Raw genomic sequence first — 20,367 nt, 5'->3', positions numbered from 1 at the left:
GCAGCCGAGCGCCCCGGGGCCGCCGGCACGGGGGCAGCGACGCAGGGGCCACGGTGGGTGCGACACGGGCAACGCGGTATGCGGTGACGCCCGTGCCAAATGTGGTGGCTGCCCACCGCAGCGCCATAGGGTGATACACCATGGAATTCCGTCATCTTGGCACCAGTGGGCTCGTTGTCAGCGAAATCGCCTACGGTAACTGGATCACCCACGGTTCCCAAGTCGAAGAGGACGCCGCCATCGCGTGCGTGCGTACGGCACTCGACGAGGGGATTACCACGTTCGACACCGCCGACGCCTACGCCCAGGGCCGCGCCGAGGAGGTTCTCGGCAAAGCGCTCAAGGGGGAACGCCGCGACGGCCTGGAGATCTTCTCTAAGGTGTTCTGGCCGGTCGGGCCGGGCAAGAACGACCGCGGTCTGTCGCGCAAGCACATCGTGCGGGGGGTGGAGCAGACACTGCGCCGCCTTGGCACCGACTACCTGGACCTGTACCAGGCCCACCGTTTCGACTACGCCACCCCGCTGGAGGAGACCCTTCGGGCCTTCGACGACCTGGTACGCCAGGGCAAAGTCTGCTACATCGGCGTCTCGGAGTGGCGCGCCGACGAGATCGAGCGGGCGCTCAAGATCGCCGGCGAGATGGGGCTCGACCGCATCGTGTCCAACCAACCGCAGTACAACATGATCTGGCGGGTCATCGAGTCCGAGGTCATCCCGGTGTGCGAGCGCGAGGGGCTGGGGCAGGTCGTGTTCTCTCCCATCGCCCAGGGAGTGCTCACCGGCAAGTACCTGCCGGGGCAGGCTCCGCCGGAGGGCAGCCGCGCCACTGACGAGAAGAGCGGCGCCGGTTTCATCAAGCGCCTGATCGACAACGAGGAACTGCTGGCGCGGGTGCAGCAGCTCAAGGGGCTCGCCGACGAGGCGGGCTACAGCATGGCCCAACTGGCTGTGGCGTGGGTGCTACAGCACCCCAACGTGTCAGCGGCCATCATTGGCGCTTCCCGCCCAGAGCAGGTGCGCGACAACACCAGCGCCAGCGGCGTCACACTCGACGCCGACCTGATGCGCCGCATCGACGAGATCCTTGGCGACTCGATCCAGCGCGATCCGGCCCACACCGTCAGCCCCGCGCAGCGTCCCTAGTCTCCGGCTGGTCGACCGTCGGCGCGATGCGGTCCGGCCACGTGGCGCTGCCCGCCGATTCGCAAGATTCGGAAGGGAGCGAAAACGCGCGTGTCCCCGGTGGGGGCCGACCCGGCGTCGGCTCCCACCGGCCCGCCCCGGCAAAGGCCACTGGCTACCGCCGCGGCGCGGGGCCTGCCTGGCGGCTCTCCAACGCACCAGTGGGCTGTGGAAAACGCCCTCACCTTCCCCGGGCTTGCCGCGGCTGTCTTGTGGTCGGTTGACCAGCGGCGCAGCGCCCGGCCGCAGCCGCACGGGCACGGCAAAAGCGCGACGTTTCCCGCTTTCCGGGCGCACCCGCGGTGTTCCCCTGCCGGCGGCGAGGGGCCGAAGACGGGCGGCGGGCAGACCTCAGTCGGCGGTTTCGTCGAGGCTCATGGTGTAGACCGTACGGTCCCCTTCCAAGAGCGTGACCTGCTCGGCCCCGGCCTCGCGCAGCTCACGCCAGGTCTCGCCCAACCAGCTCTCGGCGTCGCCACGTGAAGAGAACAGCTCCGCGGGCAGCGACTCGTTAGCTCCGCTTTCCACGACGGTTCCCGCAGCGGTCTCGTAACGCCAGCTCCACGCCATGGCGCCTCCTCTCTCGACCGGGTTCGACGTATCGAGCCTAGCGGCACTGCCAGCGCGTGGGTTGCTACCTTGCGGGAGTGCGTATCCGTTTTTCCGGGACCGGTGGTCCCGCAGGCTGGCCCGCCCCCAACTGTCGCTGCGCGTCGTGTAACCGGGCGGCGGTGGATCGACGGCTACCCGTGCGGGTGATGGTAGACGAGAGATTTCCCGTGCCGGCGCCGGAAGTGGGGGTTCCCCGCCTCTCGGGGGCCGGCTACCGGGTCACCGCCCTGCCGTACGGCACCCGTATCGACGCTCCCGAGGGCGGACGTCTGCTCTACAGCAGGCCTGACGCCCAACATCACCTCACTGAGACGGTGGCCCCGCCCGAAGGGCACGCCTCTGCCGAGGTGGATCTGGCGCTGGTCGACGTGGTGGAGGCTCCGGAAACGATCGGGGCGCTGCGGCGCGCCGGAGTTGTGGGGATGACCACGGCTGTCGTCGCCATTGGCGGTGACCATCGGGTGCACTCCCCCGCCGAGTTCGCACGGCGCGCCAAGCTGTGGGGGGCGCTGGCCCCCTCTGACGGCCAGGTCCTGTCGTGTCCGCCGTCAACGTGGCCGCCGCCGCGCGTGCGGGGGCCGCACCGCATGCTCGTCACCGGCGGGGCGCGTTCAGGCAAGTCCGCCGAGGCCGAGCGGCGGCTGTTGGGAGAGCCCGACGTGACCTATCTGGCCACCGGCCCCAAGAGCGACAGTGACCCCGCCTGGGCCCAACGGGTGGCCGCCCACCGCCAGCGCCGGCCGTGGTGGTGGCGCACCGAGGAGACCCTCAACGTGGTAGGAGTCCTCGACGCTGCCGAAGGCGCGGTGCTGTTCGACTGCGTGGGCACCTGGCTGGCCGGAGTCATGGGCGAATGCGGACTGTGGGAGGACCCACCGCCGGGGGGTGCCGCGGCCGAGGTGGCGGCCCGTATCGAGGAACTGGTGGCGTCGTGGCGGCAGTGCACGGCCCGGATCGTGGCCGTCACGAACGAGGTCGGCTCGGGGGTGGTGCCCGCGACGGCCTCCGGCGGGATGTTCCGCGACCTCCTGGGGCGGTTGAACCAACGCCTGGCCGCCGAGTCGGAGGAGGTCGTCCTGACCGTGGCCGGTCGCGTTACCCGACTGCCGTGAAGTGGGGCGCGACCGCTGCGGCGGGACTGGGCATGGCTCTGGGAACGCTCACCGCGATCCCGGTGCCCGGCGGGCGTGTAGATCGCAACGTGGCCGCGTGGGCGATGGCCCTGGCCCCCGTGGTGGGGCTGCTGCTGGGAGGGCTCGCCGCGCTGGTGCTCCTGGTGGCCGAAGCGGTGGGACTGCCGGGGACGCTGGGAGCCGCACTGGCGGTGGCGGCGCTGGCGGTACTGACCCGCGGGCTGCACCTGGACGGCATGGCCGATCTCGCCGACGGGCTGGGAAGTGCCCGCCCCGCCGCTGAGGCGCTGGAGATCATGCGGCGTTCCGACATCGGACCCTTTGGCGTGATCACGCTGGTATGTGTGCTGCTCATCCAGGTCTTGGCGCTGGGGAGCCTAGCGGAGACCTCGTGGGCGAGCGCCGCCTTGGGCGTGATCACAGCGGTAACCGCCGGACGGCTGGCGATCACCTGGGCCTGCACCGGACGGGTTCCCTCAGCGCGTCCCGAGGGGCTAGGGGCGTTCGTGGCGGGCACGGTGCCGGTATGGGCGGCGGCGCTGGTGACCGTGGGGCTGCTGGCGGTGGGCGCGGGCGGGATGGGCTATGCCCTCGCGCTGCTAGCGGGGCCGGCCGTGGCGTCCGGCCTACTGTGGCACGCGATCCGCCGGATCGGCGGTATCACCGGCGATGTGCTTGGCGCGCTCTCGGAGACCGCCACCACCGTGGCGCTGCTGGTGGCCGCGGCGACGGTGTGAGGGCGGGTCCCGGCGTCGCCGCCAAGGCCCTGTTCTCGCGGCTGGCCGCTCCAGCCCGGAGACCACCGCCGACGCGCCGGCCCACGCCAGGCACTGTGCTATGGCTCTGTCCATCGCGAGCGGCGCACGCGCGGGCGCCGTCTCTTGGCCCGACTCCTGGGCCCTCCGGGGGCGGTGGCCCCGTTGCGCGTGGGAGACACGCGCCGCCTCGCACGCCCAAGACACGCCCGCGCAAGGAACGCCCCGGTTGGCCGGCTTTGCCATGCTCGCCCTGCGCGGTGTTTCTATGAGGGGTCAAACCGGGACCCCCACTGTCGGTACTGTCGGCCGGGGGCTACGCGGCGACGGTGGGGACGCCGCGCGCCAGGGCAGCCCACCCCCGAGCAGCCGGCTCTCCGTCGCCGGCGGCGCCCCTCCCGCTTTTGCACCGGAGACGACCGTGGGAGCTCACTCGGATGCGCTGCGACACCTCACACTCCCTCGACCAACGCTGTGCGCTGGCCGAATGACTCTGAATCCGCTGTCAGGATCGTCACATTTTTTCACACCCCGCCGGTGGTGGGGTGGGCGCAGGCACCGATCGGGGTGACCTGTACCGGCCCGGCCAGTGACGGCGTGGCCAGCTACGCTGCCGAATCGGCGCGCAGCGCTGCCACGCCGGGAGCGGCGTATCCGGCCGCACGTCAAAAGGATTAGCATCGAGTGCGTGAGCACGTCGCTGTCAGTCATTACGGATTCCCCCACTTCACTGGACGTCGACGCGGTGATCGTCGGTTACCACAACGGGGCCGATGGGCCCCGCCCCGCATCCGGCGCTCATGCTGTTGACTCCGCCTTCACCGGTGGGCTCGCCGCCGCTTTGTCCCTGTTGGGGGCCAGTGGCGCGCTTGAGGAGGTACACACCGTCCCGGGTATGGGGGCGATACAGGCGCCCATTGTGGTCGCCGTGGGTCTGGGCGCGGCCGAAGACGGCGGCGCGACCACGGACACCCTGGCGCGTGCCGCCGGTGCTGCGCTCCGGTCGCTGGAGGGCAAGTCGCGGGTCGCGCTGGCGCTGCCGGCCGAAACCGCCGAACAGGCCGGCGCCGTCGGGTTGGGCGCGCTCCTGGGCAACTACTCGTTCGACCGTTACCGCAAGGACGACAAGACGGCGCGGCGCACCGGGACCCTGCTGCTGGTCAGCTCCGCCTCCGGGGCCGCTGCCGCGGCCGAGCGCGCCACGGTGCTGGCAGCCTCGGTGGGGCTTGCCCGCGATCTGGTCAACACCGCCCCCGCCGACCTCAGCCCTCAGGACCTAGCCGCCACCGCCGAAGAGGTCGCCGCCACCCACGGCCTGGAGGTGGAGACGCTCGACGAGCGAGCCCTGGCCGAAGGGGGCTATGGCGGGCTCACCGGCGTGGGGCAAGGCTCGGCGCAGCCGCCGCGGCTGGTGCGGCTGGCCTACTCCCACCCCGGCGCCGAGCACACCGTCGCCTTTGTCGGCAAGGGCATCACCTTCGACAGCGGCGGCCTGTCGCTGAAGCCCGCGGCGTCGATGGAGTGGATGAAGTCCGACATGGGCGGCGCGGCGGCGGTCCTGGCCGCGATGCGCGCCATCGCCGAACTGGCACCCAAGGTCAACGTGGTCGCCTACCTGGCTACCGCCGAGAACATGCCCAGCGGCACCGCCCAGCGCCCCTCCGACGTGCTCACCATCTACGGAGGCACGACCGTCGAGGTGCGCAACACCGACGCCGAGGGGCGGCTGGTCATGGCCGACGCCCTCGTCCGCGCCCATGAGGACCAGCCGGACCTCATCGTCGACGTCGCCACACTGACCGGCGCCCAACTGGTGGCGCTGGGCTCTCGAGTGTTCGGCGTGATGGCCAACGACGACGATGTCCGTGCGCGCGTGGTCACCGCCGCCGAGGAGGCCGACGAGGCTGCCTGGCCGATGCCGCTGCCCGAGGAGTTGCGCAAGGGGCTCGACTCCCCCGTGGCCGACATCGCCAACGTCGCCAACGACCGGTGGGGCGGGATGCTCAGCGCGGGAGTCTTCCTCAAGGAGTTCATCGCCGAGGGCGTCCATTGGGCCCACCTCGACATCGCAGGCCCGGCGTTCAACCAGGGCCAGCCCTATGGCCACACCCCCAAAGGCGGGACCGGTGCGGCGGCCCGCACCCTGGTGCGCATCGTTGAGAGCTACGGCGAGGCCACCGCGGCCGAACATTGACCACGCTGTCGGGTACGCCCCTACCGCACCCGGCCGCACCACCGTCTGAGCCAGACGCAACCGAAAACCGCGAACAAGGAGTGTCCTTCCCGTGAGTGAAAGCGGCGGTACCTTCGACCTCGTCGTCCTGGGCGGCGGCAGCGGCGGCTATGCAGCCGCGTTGCGCGCCTCCGAGTTGGGCATGAGCGTCGCCCTGATTGAAAAAGACAAGGTCGGCGGCACCTGCCTGCATCGGGGCTGTATCCCCACCAAGGCGCTACTGCACTCGGCTGAGGTCGCAGAAAACGCCCGCGAGAGCGAAACCTTCGGCGTGCGGGCCACGTTCGAGGGTATCGACATGGATGCCGTCAACAAGTACAAGGACAAGGTGGTCAGTGGCCTCTACAAGGGGCTCAGCGGGCTGCTCAAGGCACGTCAGATCACGGTGGTCCAGGGCGAGGGCAAGCTCACCGGCACCGACCAGGTCACCGTTGACGGCACGGTCTACCAGGGGCGCACCATCCTGCTGGCCACTGGCTCGGTGCCCAAGACACTGCCGGGGCTGGAACTCGACGGCGAGCGGATCATCTCCAGTGACGACGCCCTCAAGCTCGACCGCGTCCCCGAGTCGGTGGTCGTGCTCGGCGGCGGCGTCATCGGAGTGGAGTTCGCCAGCGTGTGGCGCTCCTACGGCGCCGAGGTCACTATCGTGGAGGCGCTGCCCCACCTCGTCCCCGCTGAGGACGAGGCCAGCTCCAAGCTGCTGGAGCGGGCGTTCCGCAAGCGCGGGATCAAGTCCGAACTGGGCACGCCGTTCGAGTCGGTCAAGACCACCGGCGACGGGGTGCGTGTCACGCTGAGCAACGGCACCTCTCACGACGCCGAGATGCTGCTGGTGGCGGTGGGGCGCGGCCCTGTCTCCGAGGGGTTGGGCTACGCCGAGGCCGGCATCCGGATGGAGCGCGGCTTCGTGCAGGTCGACGAGAACCTGCACACGGGGGTCGGCAACATCTACGCGGTGGGCGACCTCATCCCCACCTTGCAACTGGCCCACGTCGGTTTCGCCGAGGGAATCTTCGTCGCCGAGCACATTGCCGGTCTGAACCCGCCGGCCATCGACTACGACGGGGTCCCGCGCGTGACGTACTGCGAGCCAGAGGTGGCCTCCGTGGGCATCACGTCCCAGACCGCACGCGAACGCGGCTATGAGATCACCGAGACGAGCTACAACCTGGCCGGCAACGGCAAGAGCCAGATCCTGCAAACCCAGGGCGCGGTGAAGGTCGTCGCAGAGAAGGACGGGCCGGTACTGGGCGTGCACATGGTGGGCAGTCGAGTGGGCGAACTCGTCGCCGAGAGCCAACTGATCTACAACTGGGAGGCGCTGCCCGCAGAGGTCGCCCAGCTCATCCATCCCCACCCCACCCAATCCGAGGCGCTGGGCGAGGCTCACCTCGCGCTCGCCGGCAAGCCGTTGCACGTCCACGACTGACACGTTGTGGAGCGGGCACGAGGGGTGCCCTCTCCGCGTCGTGTTCCGAAAGCTCAGCTAAGAGGAACTCATGCCGACTCCCGTTAATATGCCCGCGTTGGGTGAGAGCGTCTCTGAGGGCACTGTCACCCAGTGGCTGAAGAAAGAAGGCGAGTCCGTCGAGGTCGACGAGCCGCTGCTAGAGGTCTCCACCGACAAAGTCGACACTGAGATCCCGTCACCAGTCGCCGGGGTGTTGAGCCAGATCCTGGTAGCAGAGGACGAGACGGTCGAGGTCGGTGCCCAGATCGCGGTGATCGGCGAGGCCGGGGAGGCGCCCACCGAGGGCGGTGCCCCCGCGGTCGAGACGGTCGAGGAGCCCCCGGCGCAGGAGGCGCCCGCCCCCGCGCCTGCACCCGCACCTGAGCCCGCGCCCGCGCCACAGCCGGCGCCGCGGGCCGAACCCGAGCCACAGCCACAACCCGCTCCCGCTGCGGCTGCCCCCGCCGAGACGCGCCGCAGCCGTGAGGACATCACTCCCCCGGTTGACGTGGAAACGGTGAGCGCTACCGGGGCCGCAACGGGCACCGGCGCCGCCAAGGCCGAGACCGAAGCCGAGACCGAGGCCGGCGGTGGCGGCGAAGCTTACGTGACCCCCCTGGTGCGCAAGCTCGCCGCCGAGCAGGGCGTGGACCTGAGCACGGTCAAGGGCAGCGGCGTGGGCGGCCGAATTCGTAAGCAGGACGTCCAGGAGGCCGCCCGCCAGCAGCAGGAGCAGCGCGCCGCAACCGCCGCGCAACCGGCTCCGCCCACCGCAGCGCCCCAGCCGCGGCCCGTGGTCCCCGACACCACGCTGCGCGGTCGCACCGAGCAGATGACGCGGCTACGCCAAACCATCGCCGAGCAGATGGTGGAGTCGCAGCAGATCTCCGCTCAGCTCACCCAGGTGATCGAGGTGGACATCACCCGAGTGGCGCGGCTGCGGGAACAGGCCGCCGAGCAGTTCCGGGCCCGTGAGGGCGTGGAGCTGACGTTCCTGCCATTCTTCGCGCTGGCTACGATCGAGGCGCTCAAGACCCACCCCAAACTCAACGCGGTGATCGACAGCGCCAAGAAGGAGGTCACCTACCACAGCGTCGAAAACCTCGGTATTTCGATCGACACCGAACGCGGGATGCTCGCCCCCGTGATCAAGGACGCCGGCGATCTCAACCTGGGCGGGCTGGCCCGCAAGATCGTCGACCTGACCGACCGTGCCCACAACGGCGGGCTCAGCCCCGACGAACTCAGCGGCGGCACGTTCACCCTGGTCGATGCCGGCGCTGACGGGGCCTTGTTCCAGACGCCGATCATCAATCAGCCCCAGGTGGGCATCCTTGCCACCGGCGCCGTGGTCAAGCGGCCCGTGGTGGTCGACGATCCGCAGTTGGGCGAGGTCATCGCGGTGCGCTCGGTGGCCTACCTGGCGCTGAGCTACGATCACCGGCTGATCGACGGTGCCGACGCGGCGCGGTTCATGAACAGCGTCAAGGAGCGCCTGGAGGAGGGCGCCTTCGAGGCGGAACTGGGCTGAGCCGGGCCACGACGGGCGGCCCGCACCTGCCACGGGTCGGTAAAACGGCAGTGGGGTGGTACCCGGTTCGGGTACCACCCCACCTTTTCACCCCACCAATCACCATCCCCTGATGATCCCCATCACCAAGGTCTGTGTGCCGACGGCCCGGGGGCCGTGCAGCCAGCCTCGTCCGTTGGTTTCCCTCGGATGAGGCTTACGATACTCAGCGTAATGCATGAACAACGTTCCGCGCACCTACTGAGCCAAATTTTTCTCCCGAATCTGTAAGGGCACTGCTACCGATGTGGCGGCACCGGCAGGAATCGCAGCAGCGGATGTGGGTAGGCGCCTCAGCGTGAGAATCGCTATCAGTGGAGCATCAGGACTCATCGGCAGCGCCTTGCGCAGCTCGCTGGCCCAGGACGGCCACGAGATCATCCGGCTCGTCCGCCACGAGGCCCATGGCGGTGGCGAAGCCGAGTGGGACCCCGAGCGTGGCTACGTCGACGAAGCGCGCCTAGCCGGCTCCGACGCCGTGGTCCACCTCGCGGCGGCCCCCATCGGGCCGACCCGCTGGACCGCGCGGCGCAAGCGCCTCCTCAGGGACAGCCGAATCAAGGGCACCCGCACTCTAGCGACGGCGGTGGCCGGCATGGACCACCCGCCGAAGCGGTTGATCTCAGCGTCGGCGGTGGGCTTCTACGGCGATACCGGCACCACGGCCACGACGGAGGCCGCCTCCCAAGGGGAGGGATTCCTGGCCAACCTGGTGAACGAGTGGGAAGAGGCCACGGAACCGGCCCGCGCCGCCGGGGTGTCGGTGGCCCACTCGCGCACCGGTGTGGTGGTGGCGCGCTCAGGCGGGCTGCTGGGGTTCTTGCTGCCGCTGTTCAAGGCCGGCTTGGGCGGGCGGGTCGGCAGCGGCCGGCAGTACATGAGCTGGGTATCGCTGGACGACGCAGTGGGCGCGTTGCGCTTCCTGCTGGACCACCCCGACATCACAGGGCCGGTCAACGTGACCGCACCGGAACCGACCACCAACGCCGCCTACACCAAGGCGCTGGGGCGGGTGCTGCACCGGCCTACCGTGACGGTGGCGCCGGCACCGGCACTGCGGCTGGCCGTGGGGGAATTCGCCGACGAATGCGTGTTGGTCAGTCAGCGAGTGGTACCTGAACGTCTATTGGCGGCCGGTTATTCCTTCCGCCACCCCGATATCGACAGTGCGCTATCCGACATCATGGGCCGATGAGCCTCGGGCGTAAGCTGGGGGCGTGAGTGAACTCGTCTATACCTGGCTGGGCGAGACTCCCGTCCCCTACAAGGAGGCATGGGAGTTGCAACGGCTGCTGCACCAGCGCCGTGTCGCCGGCCTGATCCCCGACACGGTTCTGCTGCTGGAGCACGAGCCGGTGTACACGGCTGGTAAGCGCACCGGGAAATGGGATCGCCCGCTCGCCGATCCCGGCGCCCCCATCTACGACATCGACCGGGGCGGCAAGATCACCTGGCACGGGCCCGGTCAGCTCACGGTGTACCCCATCGTCGGTCTGGCCGATCCCATCGACGTCGTCGCCTACGTCCGCCTGCTGGAGGAGGCGATCATCCGCACCATCGCCGAGTTCGGGCTGGTGGGTAAGCGGGTTGAGGGGCGCAGCGGGGTGTGGCTCGAAGCCGACCCCGCGCGAGGGCTGCTTGAGCGCAAGGTGGCCGCGATCGGCTGCCGCGTCTCACGCGGGGTCGGAATGCACGGCTTCGCGGTCAATTGCGACAATGATCTTTCCTGGTTTGACCGGATCGTGCCGTGTGGCATCTCCGACGCCGGAGTGACGTCGCTGTCACAGGAGTTGGGGCGCGAGATCGGGGTGCACGACATCCTGCCCGGAACCGAGCGGCACCTGGCCGAGGTGCTGGGCGCGAGCGGCTACCGCCGTGGCGAGGAGATCCCCGAACCGCAGGAGGCGACCGAGTTGGCCGGTGCGCGCGGGGGAACGGGCAGCGCTTGAGACGACGAACTTCCCCACGAGGGACCATGGACGAGCGAAGAGGAAGGGGCAGGCGTTGACCGTCGCTCCCGAGGGCCGCAGGCTACTGCGGATCGAGGCACGCAACAGCGAGACACCCATCGAGAAGAAGCCGCCGTGGATCAAGACCAAGGCGAAGATGGGTCCGGAGTACACCCAGCTCCATTCGTTGGTGCGCCGCGAGGGGCTGCACACGGTGTGCCAAGAGGCGGGCTGCCCCAACATCTACGAATGCTGGGAAGACCGTGAAGCCACCTTCCTCATCGGCGGCGACCAGTGCACGCGGCGCTGTGACTTCTGCCAGATCGCTACGGGCAAGCCCAGCCCACTGGACCGGATGGAGCCGCTGAAGGTCGCCGAGTCGGTGCGCACCATGGAGCTGCGCTACGCCACCGTCACCGGTGTGGCCCGAGACGATCTCGACGACGGCGGGGCGTGGCTCTACGCCGAGACGGTGCGCAAGATTCACGAGCTCAACCCCGGTACCGGCGTCGAGGTGCTCATCCCCGACTTCGACGCCAACCCCGAGCAGTTGGCCGAGGTCTTCGGTTCGCGCCCGGAGGTGCTGGCCCACAACATCGAGACGGTGCCGCGGATCTTCAAGCGCATCCGTCCCGGTTTCCGTTACGAACGCTCGCTGGAGGTCATCAGGCGGGCGCGCGACGAGGGACTGGTGACCAAGTCCAACCTCATCCTGGGGATGGGCGAGGAGCGTCATGAGGTCAGCCAGGCAATGCGTGATCTGCACGACGCGGGCTGCGATCTGCTGACGATCACCCAGTATCTGCGCCCCTCGAAGCTGCACCACCCCATCGACCGGTGGGTCAAGCCCGAGGAGTTCGTCGAGCTGAACACCGAGGCCGAAGAGATCGGCTTCCTCGGCGTGATGTCGGGGCCGCTGGTGCGCTCGTCTTACCGCGCTGGCCGGCTGTACCAGCAGGCCGTGGAGCGGCGCGAAGCCCCCGCGGCCGCGAGAAGCTGACCCCTGCCCCGTCTCGCCAACGGCGACGGCCCCGCGAGGTCGTGACCAAGCTGAAACGGCTGTCGCGGGGCCACGTTTCCCCCTCGCCGTCCTGTTCGCCCTATCCTTGAGGCATGGCGAAGCAGCCCAAGGACTCCAGTACCAGCCCGGCGACCACACAGCAGGGCAAGGGCGGCGGCGAGAAACAGCCCGGCCGTCTTAAGCAGATCGGCATGGTGGCCAAGGTGGTCCACCAGCAAAGCCCCCGCACGATCCCCATCGCCGTCGGGATCGCGCTGGGGGTGCTGGCGGTGGCCATCGTGGGCGGGCTCATCTTCGGCTACTGGATGTATTGGCTGCCTTTCGGCGTGCTGGTCGCGTTCCTGAGCGGGTTCCTGTTCTTCTCTCGCAGCGCACAGCGCCTCCAGTACCAGATGCTCGAAGGTCAACTGGGCGCGGGCATGGCAGTGCTGGAGAACATGCGCGGGGACTGGTCGGTCGAGCCGGGCGTTAACGGCAACCGCAGTATGGACATCGTCCACCGCGCCGTGGGGCGCCCCGGTATCGTCTTGGTGGGCGAAGGAGACCCACAGCGGCTCAAGCCGCTGATCGCGGCCGAGAAGAAGCGGCTGTCCCGGGTGGCCTACAACACCCCGATCTACGACGTGCAGGTCGGCAACGCCGAGGGGCAGGTCCACATCGCGAAGTTGCAACGCAGCATGGTGAAACTGCCGCGTAATCTCGGCAAGGCCGAGGTGGCCGAGCTCCGCTACCGCCTCAAGGCGCTGCCGCCGGCGATGCAAATGCCCAAGGGGCCGATGCCGCGCGGCGCGAAGATGCCCAAGATGCCCAAGTCACAGAATCAGTGACGTGCCCGCCGCGGCCGGGGGCGTCTTCCGGCCGGGCGGTCAGATCCGCTGGGTGACGGTTCCTGCGGCGCGATCGTGCAACCCCCGTTCGTCGCGGTCGTAGATGACAGCGGGGATCACCAGGCACAGCAGGATGGTGCGCACGAGCACGGCGAGGGGATAGAAGAGCTGCCGCTCTCCGGTGGCGGCTACCCGGATACCGACCAGGCGCTTACCCACAGTCGTGCCGATGAGGGTCAGCAGCACGACGTTTTCCAGCGCGAAGATGACGAGCGCGGCGTTGGCCACGGCGGTGAGGTCGTCGACGAACAGGCGGGCCAACGCCAGCGAGAGCAGCCAGTCGATGAGCACGCCGACGAAACGGCGCCCAAATCCGGGGATGGAGCCAGGCCCTGTCCTGGGCATGCCCAACCGGTTGCCGCGGTAGTAAAACGGCGGCTCAGTGCCCCCGCCGCGACCGGCCTGATCGTCTCTGTCGCCCATAGCTCACACGGTACTGGGAGCCACGCGCCCTCCGGGCCAAGCCTCGCACCCGGCGGTCCGGAATGCCGTGATATCGGTTACAAGTGTGGTCGGAACGGCTGTTATGCGGACTCCAACCGCTTCCGTAACATGGGCGAAACATCGGAGACATGATTGGGAAACCGACCCGTCCTAGCTTCGAGATCGCACGTCAAGAGGTAACCGAGGGCCACGCCCCAGAGGACTTCTTACAGCCGCACGGAGGTACGTTTTGTTCAGCAGCGCCGAAGAGGCCCTCGCTTTTATCCGCAACGAGGACGTCAAGTTCCTCGACGTTCGCTTCACTGACCTGTTCGGTGGGGTTAACCACGTGTCGATCCCGACCGAGAGCGTCAGCGAGAAGACGTTCACTGAGGGTCGGATGTTCGATGGCTCCTCCATCCGCGGATTCCAGGCGATCCATGAGTCAGACATGCTCCTGCTGCCTGACCTCAGCACGGGGGTTCTGGACCCCTTCCGCGAGCACAAGACGCTGAACATGACGTTCTTCGTCCATGACCCGTTCACGCTGGAGTCCTACAGTCGGGACCCGCGTAACGTCGCTCGGAAGGCTGAGGCTTACCTGAAGAGCAGCGGGATCGCTGACACCGCATTCTTCGGCCCGGAGGCCGAGTTCTACATTTTCGACGACGTGCGCTTCGACACCAAGCCCAACACCGGCTACTACGCGATCGACTCGATCGAGGGTGCCTGGAACACGGGCTCGGCGCGTGAGGGGGGCAACCTCGGCTACCGGCCCCGCTACAAGGGCGGCTACTTCCCGGTCGAGCCGGTTGACCACTACAGCGACCTGCGTTCGCGCATGGTCCGCACCATGATCGAAGCCGGCTTGAACGTCGAATTGCAGCACCACGAGGTCGGCACCGCCGGCCAGGCCGAGATCGGCATCGAACTGGGCACGCTGCTCCAGGAGGCCGACCGGGTCCAGCTCTACAAGTACATGGTCAAGAACGTGGCCAACGCGGCCGGCAAGACGGCCACGTTCATGCCCAAGCCGCTCTTCGGCGACAACGGCTCGGGGATGCACTGCCACCAGAGCCTCTGGAAGGACGGCGAGCCGCTGTTCTTCGACGAGTCGGGCTATGCTCAACTCTCCGACGTGGCGCGCCACTACATCGGTGGTCTGCTCAAGCACGCCCCCTCGCTGCTGTCGTTCACCAACCCCACGGTGAACTCCTACCACCGCCTGGTTCCGGGCTACGAGGCGCCGATCAACCTGGTGTACTCGCAGCGCAACCGCTCGGCGTGCATCCGCATCCCGCTCACCGGCACCAGCCCCAAGGCCAAGCGCCTGGAGTTCCGGGTTCCCGACCCTTCGGCCAACCCGTACCTGGCCTTCTCCGCGATGCTGATGGCCGGCATCGACGGCATCAAGAACAAGGTCGAGCCGCCGGAGCCGGTCGACAAGGACCTCTACGAGCTTCCCCCGGAGGAGGCCAACGACATCGCCAAGGTTCCCGCCTCGCTGGAAGAGGCGCTGGACAACCTGGAGAACGACCACGAGTACCTGCTCGAAGGCGGCGTGTTCACCGAGGACCTCATCGAGACCTACCTCGACTACAAGCGCACCGAGGAGATCGACTCGCTGCGGCTGCGCCCGCACCCGCGTGAGTTCGAGCTCTACTACGACATCTAAGACAGTGGCCCCGCCGGCCTGGGACGTTGTCCCGCATCCCTATGGGGTCGGGGACAGCTCCCCGCGCCGGCCCTTGCCAGTCGTCTTCTGCTCTCACACGCGCACGGCAGGCACCGTGTGAGAGTGCCAAGTCCCCGCTGTAGGGCAACTACGGCGGGGGCTTTGTCGTGCGGAGACCACGGCTGCACGAGAGGCGACAGCGCCGAGCACGTGCGGCGCCGACTCTCGGGGCACCAAGCCGGCTGAATGCGCCCCAGACGCTATGCCGCTGTTGGGAAAAGGAAACCGGGATCAGGTTCGGGGCCTCAGGGGGCACAGCGAAGCCCATGAGCCACCGTGTGACGCATGCGGTCCCTAACGCCACTCATCCGGCATGACGAAACCCTCGGGCGCAGGTAAGGCCCGAGGGCGCGTCGAAGGTGGGAAACTCTACAGGAGGCCGCTCTTCACGTCGCGCAGGAACGAGGTCCAGGCGTCGGACGAATACTCGATGTGGCCCTGTTGTCGATTCTGAGTATCCCTGACCAGGATCGTTTCCCCCTCAGCCACCTCGACACAGCTCCCCTGCGAGGCACTGTAAGTGCTCTTGTGCCACTGCGGGTCACTCTTGATAGTTATCGAGTTCTTCCTTCACCTTCCTGATCAGATCCCGGCTCGCGCGAGTTGAGAGAGCTTCAGCCTGGAGGAGCCCGAAGACGGCAGTGCAGTGCTGTATTCGCATCATCTCATCCATCAGTTGCTCCCCTCCCATGTGCTCCGCTGAGGCGACCACAGGCTTGTCCGGGAACGTATAGATCCGGAACGGTCCCGAACCTCCATGATGGAACGGGGGACACGGCGGTACTACCTGAAGACGTAGGACGCTTCGCTCCACCAGGTGCAGCAAGCGGTCCAACTGTTGTTTGAAGGCTTCGACTCCGCCAACCGGTCGCTCGATGACCGTGGCCTCCACAACCACTGAGAGCTTCGGAGCAGGCCACTGTGATGCGGCGCTACATTCGGACCCACGTCTCGTCGCCCCCGTCAGAGGTCTATGACCTGGCCCACTGTCTGGACGCGCTCGTTCCGCAGATGTCGCTATCGCTGATGAACGGCATCGGAACGCTCATGGATGAGATCGGTGGGTGGCAGGAGCTGAGCCCGATCAATGGAACGCCGCTGCTGCACACCGGGCACGGCGACGTGCGCGAGCAAGGCGACATGGTCGCGTTGCTGACGCAGTACTGCCCGCGGTGGCAACCGGACACGGGACAGCCGCAGTCGGATCGTCGCCGATCACACAGCGCAGTTACCTAGAAAGGCCGTATCCATGGGTCAGGCCGCCCAGGCACCGTCGGGAACCCACGACTTCCTCGCTGATGAGCTGCGTCGCCGCAAGGCGGCCTTCGCCGTCGTCTCCGAGGTGTTCGAGCGCTACGGGTTCGACCCGTTGGAGCCCCCCGCCTTCGAGCGGCTGGAAGTCGTCACCGGCAAGTACGGGGAAGAAGCCAGCCAGCTACTGTTCAAAATCCTGCGGCGCGGCGCCCACGAAGCCAGCGGGCAGGCCGACCTGGCCCTGCGCTACGACCACACGGTGCCGCTGGCGCGCGTCATCAGCACCCATGGGGCGAAGCTGCCCTCGCCCTATAACTCGTCAACAGCCGCGAAGCCCTGAACGGGCTGCTTGAGGTCTACGGCATCGCCGTCGAGCACGGCGACGGGGTCTTGGCCACCCTCGACAAACTCGACAAGATCGGCGACGAGGGCGTCGTCCTTGAGCCACCAGCTCCATCGGGCGGCCACCGCTGAGGGCCGTCGACTCCGCCTAGCTCTGCTGATCTACGAGCCAGCGACGCTCCCGCCATAGAGCCGGGCTACGGCGGGAGCGTCGCGTTATGAGGGACCGTCGCTGACGCTAGGCGCGCACGCCGGTCTCCACGGGCAGGCCGGCCTCGACCCAGTCTTGGATGCCCTCGCGGTACTTGCGCACGCCGGTGTAGCCGAGGTGCTCCAGTTTGGTGGCCACCGCTTGGCTGTTGCCGCAGGCGGGGTTGGAGCAGTACACGACGATGTCGGCGTGCTTGTCGGGCAGCAGCGTGCCGGCCCGGTCGGCCACCTGGTTCTCGGTCAGCTCTACGGCTCCCGGCAGGTGCTGCTGCTCGTAGTGGGAGCCGCCGAGGGTGTCGACGACAGTCACGGTGCCGGCGTCGATCCGGGTCTTGAGCTCGTCGCGGGTGATCAGTGCAGTCATAAAACTCCCCTATCCGGACTGTGGTCCGCTTACTGCTGTAACAGTAGCGGACCATGGTCCGGTTGTCTAGTACGCTTGGGGACGTGACCGACGAGCTGCAACAGATCGCGAGCCAGCCGCCGCGGGAGCGCGCTGACGCCGCCCGCAACCGGCTGCGTGTCCTGGAGGCCGCGGCCCGCCTGTTCGCCGAGCACGGCGTCGAGAGGGTGACGATGGACGCGGTGGCCCAGGCCGCGGGCGTGGGCAAGGGGACGGTGTTTCGCCGCTTCGGCGACAAGTCGGGGCTGGCCCTGGCCCTACTTGACGAGCGCGAACGTGAACTCCAGCAGGCGGTCCTCTCCGGTGAGCCACCCTTGGGCCCGGGAGCGCCCGCCAAGGAGCGCGCCCTGGCGTTCCTGGACGCCTACGTCTCCTATCTGGCCGACCACCTGGAGCTGATCCGGCTCTCCGAGACCGCCACGCCGGGAGCCCGCTACCGCATCGGCGCTTACCGCTTCTGGCACCGCCACCTGGCGATCCTGTGCGCCGGCACCGGCGACCCCGACTACCTGGCCCACGCGCTGCTGGGCACGGTCGACGCCGACCTCGCTACGGTGCTGCGCGAGGAGGGCTACACCTGGGAACGCATCCGGCGGGGAGTCCGCGACCTGGCCGAGCGGGTTCTGGGGTAAGGCACGGCCATTCGTGGTCAAAGCCGCGGCGGTGGAGCGCTGCCGGTTCGGGCAGAGCGCGCTAAGACAGGGCCGGGGTGTCTACCCCGCCCCCGTCGCGTGGACGACTCCCCTCCCCCACCGGCGAGGGGCAGGACCGGCGGCCGAGCGAGTGCCCGTGGCCGCCGGTGCCGGTCATGTTCCTACATGCCGCCCATCTCTCCCATGTGGTCCATGTTCTGCGCACCGTCCATCCCTGGCACCTGTTCCTGGACCGTGGCCTCGACGGTGACCTCTCCGGCCTCCCGGAACCGCAACCGCAGGGGCACGGTGTCGCCGACCTGCAACTCGTCGGGCTCCAGCAGCATCAGGTGCAGACCACCGCTCTCGAAACGCACCGTTTCGCCGCCGCCGACGGCGATCTCGTCCTGGCGCTGCATCTGGGCCATGTCGTCGTCGTGGACGGTATCGTGCATCTGCACCTCCCGCGCCGCCTCGCTGGTCACGCCGGTGAGCGTGTCGCCGGCGCCGCCGGAGTTGTCGATGGTGAGGTAGCCCGCGGCGACATCGGGGTTGGCGGGCAGGCGCACGACCGCCTCGCTCACCGAGATCTCGCTCGTGCTCTGGCAGGCGGTCAGCAGGGCCAACGCCAGCAGGGCGGCCCCGCCACGCACACCGGCAGTGGAGGTCGTCGTGTTCCTCATCACGCCTCCTGCTCCAGCAGCATCCGCAGATCTTCGGTCATCGCCGCCGGCTCGGTGCCGTAGCGCCACATCAGTTGCGAGCGCCCCTCGGGGGAGAACAGCAGGACTTGGCTGCCGTGGCCGACCTGGTAGTCGCCGCTGCGGTCCTCGGACCGCTCGATGGAGACCCCAAGGTCGGCAGCGGCGGCGTCGATGGTGGCGAGCTCGCCGGTGAGGCCGATGAAGGACGAGTCGAAGCTGTCGAGCCACATCCGCATGACCTCGGTGTCGTCGCGCTGCGGGTCGGCGGTGACGAAGATCACTTGGAAGTGCTCGCGTTGCTCGGCGCTGAGCTTTTCGACGGCCTGGGAGATGTCGGCCATCGTCGTGGGACAGATGTCGGGACAGTTGGTGAAGCCGAAGAACACGGCGGTGAGCGTGCCGGCGGAGTCCTGTTTGAGGTTGTAGTCCTCGCCCTCGGTGGTGGTGAAGGTGGCGTCGGGCAGGGTGAAGGCGCCGGTGATCTCGGTGCCGTTGTAGGGCGACTCGTCACCCGGGCTGGGCTGCTGTTGCGCGCAGCCGGTGAGCATCGCCAGCAGAGCGAGACCGCCGGCGATGACAGTGGTGATCGTGCGCATGGCGCTCTTTTCCAAGGAACGTGCGTGGTCACACCCGCGGCGCGGGTAGTGCGGCTAGGACAGCGGGGCGCGGGCCGCGCCGACGGCGGCTTCAGGCCGCCACGGCCGGCAGCGGCGCGCGCGGCGCCGACCGTGGCGGGGCACGTTCACAGACGGTGTAGCGCAGCACCAGCAGCCGCAGTGCCAGCGCGGGCGCCACAGCGCGGCGCCGGGGCGCCGGCGCGGGCAGCGGGCCGGCGGTGACCGGCGGGAGGGCCAGCAGGACGGCGTGCAGCCAGCGCAGCACCGCCCACAGCGCCTTTTCTCCGGCGGCCAGCCACCAGCCGGTGACCATCGCGGCCCACACGTGGGCCAGCGCCATAGTGAGCGAGACGCCCTCGCTGGCGCCCGCGCCGCACAGGGGGCCGGGGTCGGCGGCCCCGGCGGGCGGGGCGGCGTGGGCCGTGGCGAACACCAGATGCAGGATCGCCTGCGCCGTCAGAAGCCCGACCGTCAGGGTCGTCCAGTTCTGCTGGCGCCCGGCGAAGGGGACAGTGAGCAGGGCGAGTGCGCCCCCGCTGCCGAGCAGCGCGATCGCCGGGGGCGCGCCGCCGCCGGCGAAGACGTGTCCGGCCAGTCCGAGCCCGACGCACACGACCGCGAAGAGACTCGCGCGCAGCAGGCGGAAGGTGAACTGGTCTGCGGACATAACGGTGCCATCATGGCATTGGTCGGGGCGGGGGTGGGTTCGGGGTGGTCTCGGGCGTGGCTGTCAGGTGGGGCGCTGTCTTAGGTTCTGTTTTTTGAACGGGCGGCGAGAGCGAGAGGTGGGCGCAAGCGGGCGAGCGTGCCTCGCAGGCTGCCGAGGTCGCGCAGCGATCGAGGCACACGCGAACGCAGACACCCCCACACTCCAGCCGTCCGCAAAACACAACGAGGGCTCAGTGGGCGGCGCCCATCTCTAGTGCCATGACGCCGAGGATGACCAAGACGACGCCGCCCACCTGAATCCAGGTGAGGCTGTCGCCGAGGAACAGGGCTCCGATGAGGGCGACCAGGGCGACGCCGACGGCGGCCCACACGCCGTAGGCCACGCCGATGTTCATGCCCTGCTTGAGCACGTGGGCCAGCAGGACGAAGGCGGCGACGTAGCCCACCAGGGTCACCAGCGAGGGGCCAAGGCGGGTGAAGCCCTCGGAGAAGCGCAGCGCGATCGTCCCGGTGACCTCACAGACGATGGCGCCGACGAGCAGCAGCCACGGCATCGAGCCCCCTTCTTCGGCGAGTCGCGG

General features: G+C 68.7%; 24 protein-coding genes. 14 read left to right on the top strand and 10 right to left on the bottom strand.

All coding sequences use genetic code 11. The annotated features are described in order from the left end of the window. Positions 1-140: 140 nt before the first annotated feature. Positions 141-1,145, top strand: a complete 1,005-nt coding sequence (locus tag ABD848_RS07560) for an aldo/keto reductase family protein (RefSeq protein WP_344968871.1) — start codon at positions 141-143, stop codon at positions 1,143-1,145. A gap of 390 nt (positions 1,146-1,535) precedes the next feature. On the opposite strand, the gene ABD848_RS07555 is transcribed toward ABD848_RS07560, so the two are convergent. Next, positions 1,536-1,754 (bottom strand): hypothetical protein, encoded by a 219-nt coding sequence (locus ABD848_RS07555; RefSeq protein WP_344968869.1) that lies wholly within the window; start codon positions 1,752-1,754, stop codon positions 1,536-1,538. Positions 1,755-1,939: 185 nt separating this feature from the next. On the opposite strand from ABD848_RS07555, the gene ABD848_RS07550 reads away from it, so the two are divergent. The 9 genes from ABD848_RS07550 to ABD848_RS07510 all read left to right on the top strand — a co-directional run bounded on the left by ABD848_RS07550 (position 1,940) and on the right by ABD848_RS07510 (position 12,737). Then, positions 1,940-2,908: a bifunctional adenosylcobinamide kinase/adenosylcobinamide-phosphate guanylyltransferase gene (locus ABD848_RS07550; RefSeq protein ID WP_425567464.1), complete on the top strand. Its 969-nt coding sequence runs from the start codon at positions 1,940-1,942 to the stop codon at positions 2,906-2,908. Between the two features lie 32 nt (positions 2,909-2,940). Further along, positions 2,941-3,666 carry an adenosylcobinamide-GDP ribazoletransferase gene (locus tag ABD848_RS07545; RefSeq protein ID WP_344969076.1) on the top strand — a complete coding sequence of 242 codons (726 nt, stop codon included), beginning with the start codon at positions 2,941-2,943 and terminating at the stop codon, positions 3,664-3,666. A 706-nt stretch (positions 3,667-4,372) separates the two neighbouring features. Then, positions 4,373-5,878 carry a leucyl aminopeptidase gene (locus ABD848_RS07540; protein ID WP_344968866.1) on the top strand — a complete coding sequence of 502 codons (1,506 nt, stop codon included), beginning with the start codon at positions 4,373-4,375 and terminating at the stop codon, positions 5,876-5,878. Positions 5,879-5,969: 91 nt separating this feature from the next. Next, positions 5,970-7,349: a dihydrolipoyl dehydrogenase gene (gene lpdA / locus ABD848_RS07535; protein WP_344968864.1), complete on the top strand. Its 1,380-nt coding sequence runs from the start codon at positions 5,970-5,972 to the stop codon at positions 7,347-7,349. A 70-nt stretch (positions 7,350-7,419) separates the two neighbouring features. Continuing rightward, positions 7,420-8,901, top strand: coding sequence for a 2-oxoglutarate dehydrogenase, E2 component, dihydrolipoamide succinyltransferase (gene sucB, locus ABD848_RS07530; RefSeq protein ID WP_425567459.1), 1,482 nt, complete (start codon positions 7,420-7,422; stop codon positions 8,899-8,901). 337 nt (positions 8,902-9,238) lie between these two features. Next, positions 9,239-10,135, top strand: a complete 897-nt coding sequence (locus ABD848_RS07525; RefSeq protein ID WP_344968862.1) for a TIGR01777 family oxidoreductase — start codon at positions 9,239-9,241, stop codon at positions 10,133-10,135. Positions 10,136-10,157: 22 nt separating this feature from the next. Beyond that, positions 10,158-10,889 carry a lipoyl(octanoyl) transferase LipB gene (gene lipB / locus ABD848_RS07520; RefSeq protein ID WP_344968858.1) on the top strand — a complete coding sequence of 244 codons (732 nt, stop codon included), beginning with the start codon at positions 10,158-10,160 and terminating at the stop codon, positions 10,887-10,889. A 55-nt stretch (positions 10,890-10,944) separates the two neighbouring features. Continuing rightward, a complete protein-coding gene (lipA, locus tag ABD848_RS07515; RefSeq protein WP_344968854.1) occupies positions 10,945-11,889 on the top strand; it encodes a lipoyl synthase in 945 nt (314 codons plus the stop codon). A 113-nt stretch (positions 11,890-12,002) separates the two neighbouring features. Beyond that, a complete protein-coding gene (locus ABD848_RS07510) occupies positions 12,003-12,737 on the top strand; it encodes a DUF4191 domain-containing protein (protein WP_344968850.1) in 735 nt (244 codons plus the stop codon). A 39-nt stretch (positions 12,738-12,776) separates the two neighbouring features. Here ABD848_RS07510 and ABD848_RS07505 read toward each other — a convergent pair whose 3' ends face one another. Then, entirely contained in the window at positions 12,777-13,220 is a 444-nt protein-coding gene (locus tag ABD848_RS07505) for an RDD family protein (RefSeq protein WP_344968848.1), read from the bottom strand. A 250-nt stretch (positions 13,221-13,470) separates the two neighbouring features. Between ABD848_RS07505 and glnA the strand changes: the two genes are divergently transcribed. After that, the gene (glnA, locus tag ABD848_RS07500) at positions 13,471-14,895 is read left to right on the top strand and encodes a type I glutamate--ammonia ligase (protein WP_344968846.1); all 1,425 of its coding nucleotides are present in this window, start codon (positions 13,471-13,473) and stop codon (positions 14,893-14,895) included. Between the two features lie 429 nt (positions 14,896-15,324). Here glnA and ABD848_RS07495 read toward each other — a convergent pair whose 3' ends face one another. Both ABD848_RS07495 and ABD848_RS07490 read right to left on the bottom strand, forming a co-directional pair. Then, on the bottom strand, positions 15,325-15,507 hold the full coding sequence (locus ABD848_RS07495; protein ID WP_344969072.1) for a DUF397 domain-containing protein: 183 nt from the start codon (positions 15,505-15,507) through the stop codon (positions 15,325-15,327). Further along, a complete protein-coding gene (locus ABD848_RS07490; RefSeq protein ID WP_344969070.1) occupies positions 15,497-15,922 on the bottom strand; it encodes a Scr1 family TA system antitoxin-like transcriptional regulator in 426 nt (141 codons plus the stop codon). The genes ABD848_RS07495 and ABD848_RS07490 overlap by 11 nt, the downstream gene beginning before the upstream one ends. Here ABD848_RS07490 and ABD848_RS07485 point away from each other — a divergent pair. Next, positions 15,880-16,191: a hypothetical protein gene (locus tag ABD848_RS07485; protein ID WP_344968844.1), complete on the top strand. Its 312-nt coding sequence runs from the start codon at positions 15,880-15,882 to the stop codon at positions 16,189-16,191. The two genes, ABD848_RS07490 and ABD848_RS07485, sit on opposite strands and share 43 nt — an antisense overlap. 13 nt (positions 16,192-16,204) lie before the next feature. Next, positions 16,205-16,549, top strand: coding sequence for an ATP phosphoribosyltransferase regulatory subunit (locus ABD848_RS07480; protein WP_344968842.1), 345 nt, complete (start codon positions 16,205-16,207; stop codon positions 16,547-16,549). On the opposite strand, the gene ABD848_RS07475 is transcribed toward ABD848_RS07480, so the two are convergent. Continuing rightward, the gene (locus ABD848_RS07475; RefSeq protein ID WP_344968839.1) at positions 16,519-16,677 is read right to left on the bottom strand and encodes a hypothetical protein; all 159 of its coding nucleotides are present in this window, start codon (positions 16,675-16,677) and stop codon (positions 16,519-16,521) included. The two genes, ABD848_RS07480 and ABD848_RS07475, sit on opposite strands and share 31 nt — an antisense overlap. Positions 16,678-16,789: 112 nt before the next feature. After that, the gene (locus ABD848_RS07470; RefSeq protein WP_344968837.1) at positions 16,790-17,125 is read right to left on the bottom strand and encodes a rhodanese-like domain-containing protein; all 336 of its coding nucleotides are present in this window, start codon (positions 17,123-17,125) and stop codon (positions 16,790-16,792) included. Between the two features lie 83 nt (positions 17,126-17,208). On the opposite strand from ABD848_RS07470, the gene ABD848_RS07465 reads away from it, so the two are divergent. After that, positions 17,209-17,796, top strand: a complete 588-nt coding sequence (locus ABD848_RS07465; protein WP_344968835.1) for a TetR/AcrR family transcriptional regulator — start codon at positions 17,209-17,211, stop codon at positions 17,794-17,796. Positions 17,797-17,978: 182 nt separating this feature from the next. Here ABD848_RS07465 and ABD848_RS07460 read toward each other — a convergent pair whose 3' ends face one another. From ABD848_RS07460 to ABD848_RS07445, 4 genes are all read right to left on the bottom strand, one after another. Then, positions 17,979-18,479, bottom strand: coding sequence for a copper chaperone PCu(A)C (locus tag ABD848_RS07460; protein ID WP_344968833.1), 501 nt, complete (start codon positions 18,477-18,479; stop codon positions 17,979-17,981). Continuing rightward, the gene (locus ABD848_RS07455) at positions 18,479-19,096 is read right to left on the bottom strand and encodes an SCO family protein (RefSeq protein WP_344968830.1); all 618 of its coding nucleotides are present in this window, start codon (positions 19,094-19,096) and stop codon (positions 18,479-18,481) included. Before ABD848_RS07455 ends, ABD848_RS07460 begins: the two co-directional genes overlap by 1 nt. A 91-nt stretch (positions 19,097-19,187) precedes the next feature. Continuing rightward, positions 19,188-19,784: a hypothetical protein gene (locus tag ABD848_RS07450; protein WP_344968828.1), complete on the bottom strand. Its 597-nt coding sequence runs from the start codon at positions 19,782-19,784 to the stop codon at positions 19,188-19,190. Between the two features lie 232 nt (positions 19,785-20,016). After that, a complete protein-coding gene (locus ABD848_RS07445) occupies positions 20,017-20,340 on the bottom strand; it encodes a DMT family transporter (protein WP_344968826.1) in 324 nt (107 codons plus the stop codon). Positions 20,341-20,367 lie beyond the last annotated feature (27 nt).

The organism is Salinactinospora qingdaonensis (assembly GCF_039539445.1).
Lineage (GTDB): Bacteria > Actinomycetota > Actinomycetes > Streptosporangiales > Streptosporangiaceae > Salinactinospora > Salinactinospora qingdaonensis.
This window is presented reverse-complemented; position numbering and strand designations above follow the sequence as displayed.

Excerpts from the sequence above, each read along its gene's own strand:
- ABD848_RS07460 (WP_344968833.1), bottom strand. The coding sequence starts at position 18,479 with ATGAGGAACACGACGACCTCCACTGCCGGTGTGCGTGGCGGGGCCGCC.
- ABD848_RS07485 (WP_344968844.1), top strand. The coding sequence starts at position 15,880 with ATGCGGCGCTACATTCGGACCCACGTCTCGTCGCCCCCGTCAGAGGTC.
- ABD848_RS07445 (WP_344968826.1), bottom strand. The coding sequence starts at position 20,340 with ATGCCGTGGCTGCTGCTCGTCGGCGCCATCGTCTGTGAGGTCACCGGG.
- ABD848_RS07560 (WP_344968871.1), top strand. The coding sequence starts at position 141 with ATGGAATTCCGTCATCTTGGCACCAGTGGGCTCGTTGTCAGCGAAATC.
- ABD848_RS07555 (WP_344968869.1), bottom strand. The coding sequence starts at position 1,754 with ATGGCGTGGAGCTGGCGTTACGAGACCGCTGCGGGAACCGTCGTGGAA.
- ABD848_RS07450 (WP_344968828.1), bottom strand. The coding sequence starts at position 19,784 with ATGTCCGCAGACCAGTTCACCTTCCGCCTGCTGCGCGCGAGTCTCTTC.
- ABD848_RS07470 (WP_344968837.1), bottom strand. The coding sequence starts at position 17,125 with ATGACTGCACTGATCACCCGCGACGAGCTCAAGACCCGGATCGACGCC.
- ABD848_RS07510 (WP_344968850.1), top strand. The coding sequence starts at position 12,003 with ATGGCGAAGCAGCCCAAGGACTCCAGTACCAGCCCGGCGACCACACAG.
- ABD848_RS07505 (WP_344968848.1), bottom strand. The coding sequence starts at position 13,220 with ATGGGCGACAGAGACGATCAGGCCGGTCGCGGCGGGGGCACTGAGCCG.
- ABD848_RS07455 (WP_344968830.1), bottom strand. The coding sequence starts at position 19,096 with ATGCGCACGATCACCACTGTCATCGCCGGCGGTCTCGCTCTGCTGGCG.
- sucB (WP_425567459.1), top strand. The coding sequence starts at position 7,420 with ATGCCGACTCCCGTTAATATGCCCGCGTTGGGTGAGAGCGTCTCTGAG.
- ABD848_RS07545 (WP_344969076.1), top strand. The coding sequence starts at position 2,941 with ATGGCTCTGGGAACGCTCACCGCGATCCCGGTGCCCGGCGGGCGTGTA.
- ABD848_RS07480 (WP_344968842.1), top strand. The coding sequence starts at position 16,205 with ATGGGTCAGGCCGCCCAGGCACCGTCGGGAACCCACGACTTCCTCGCT.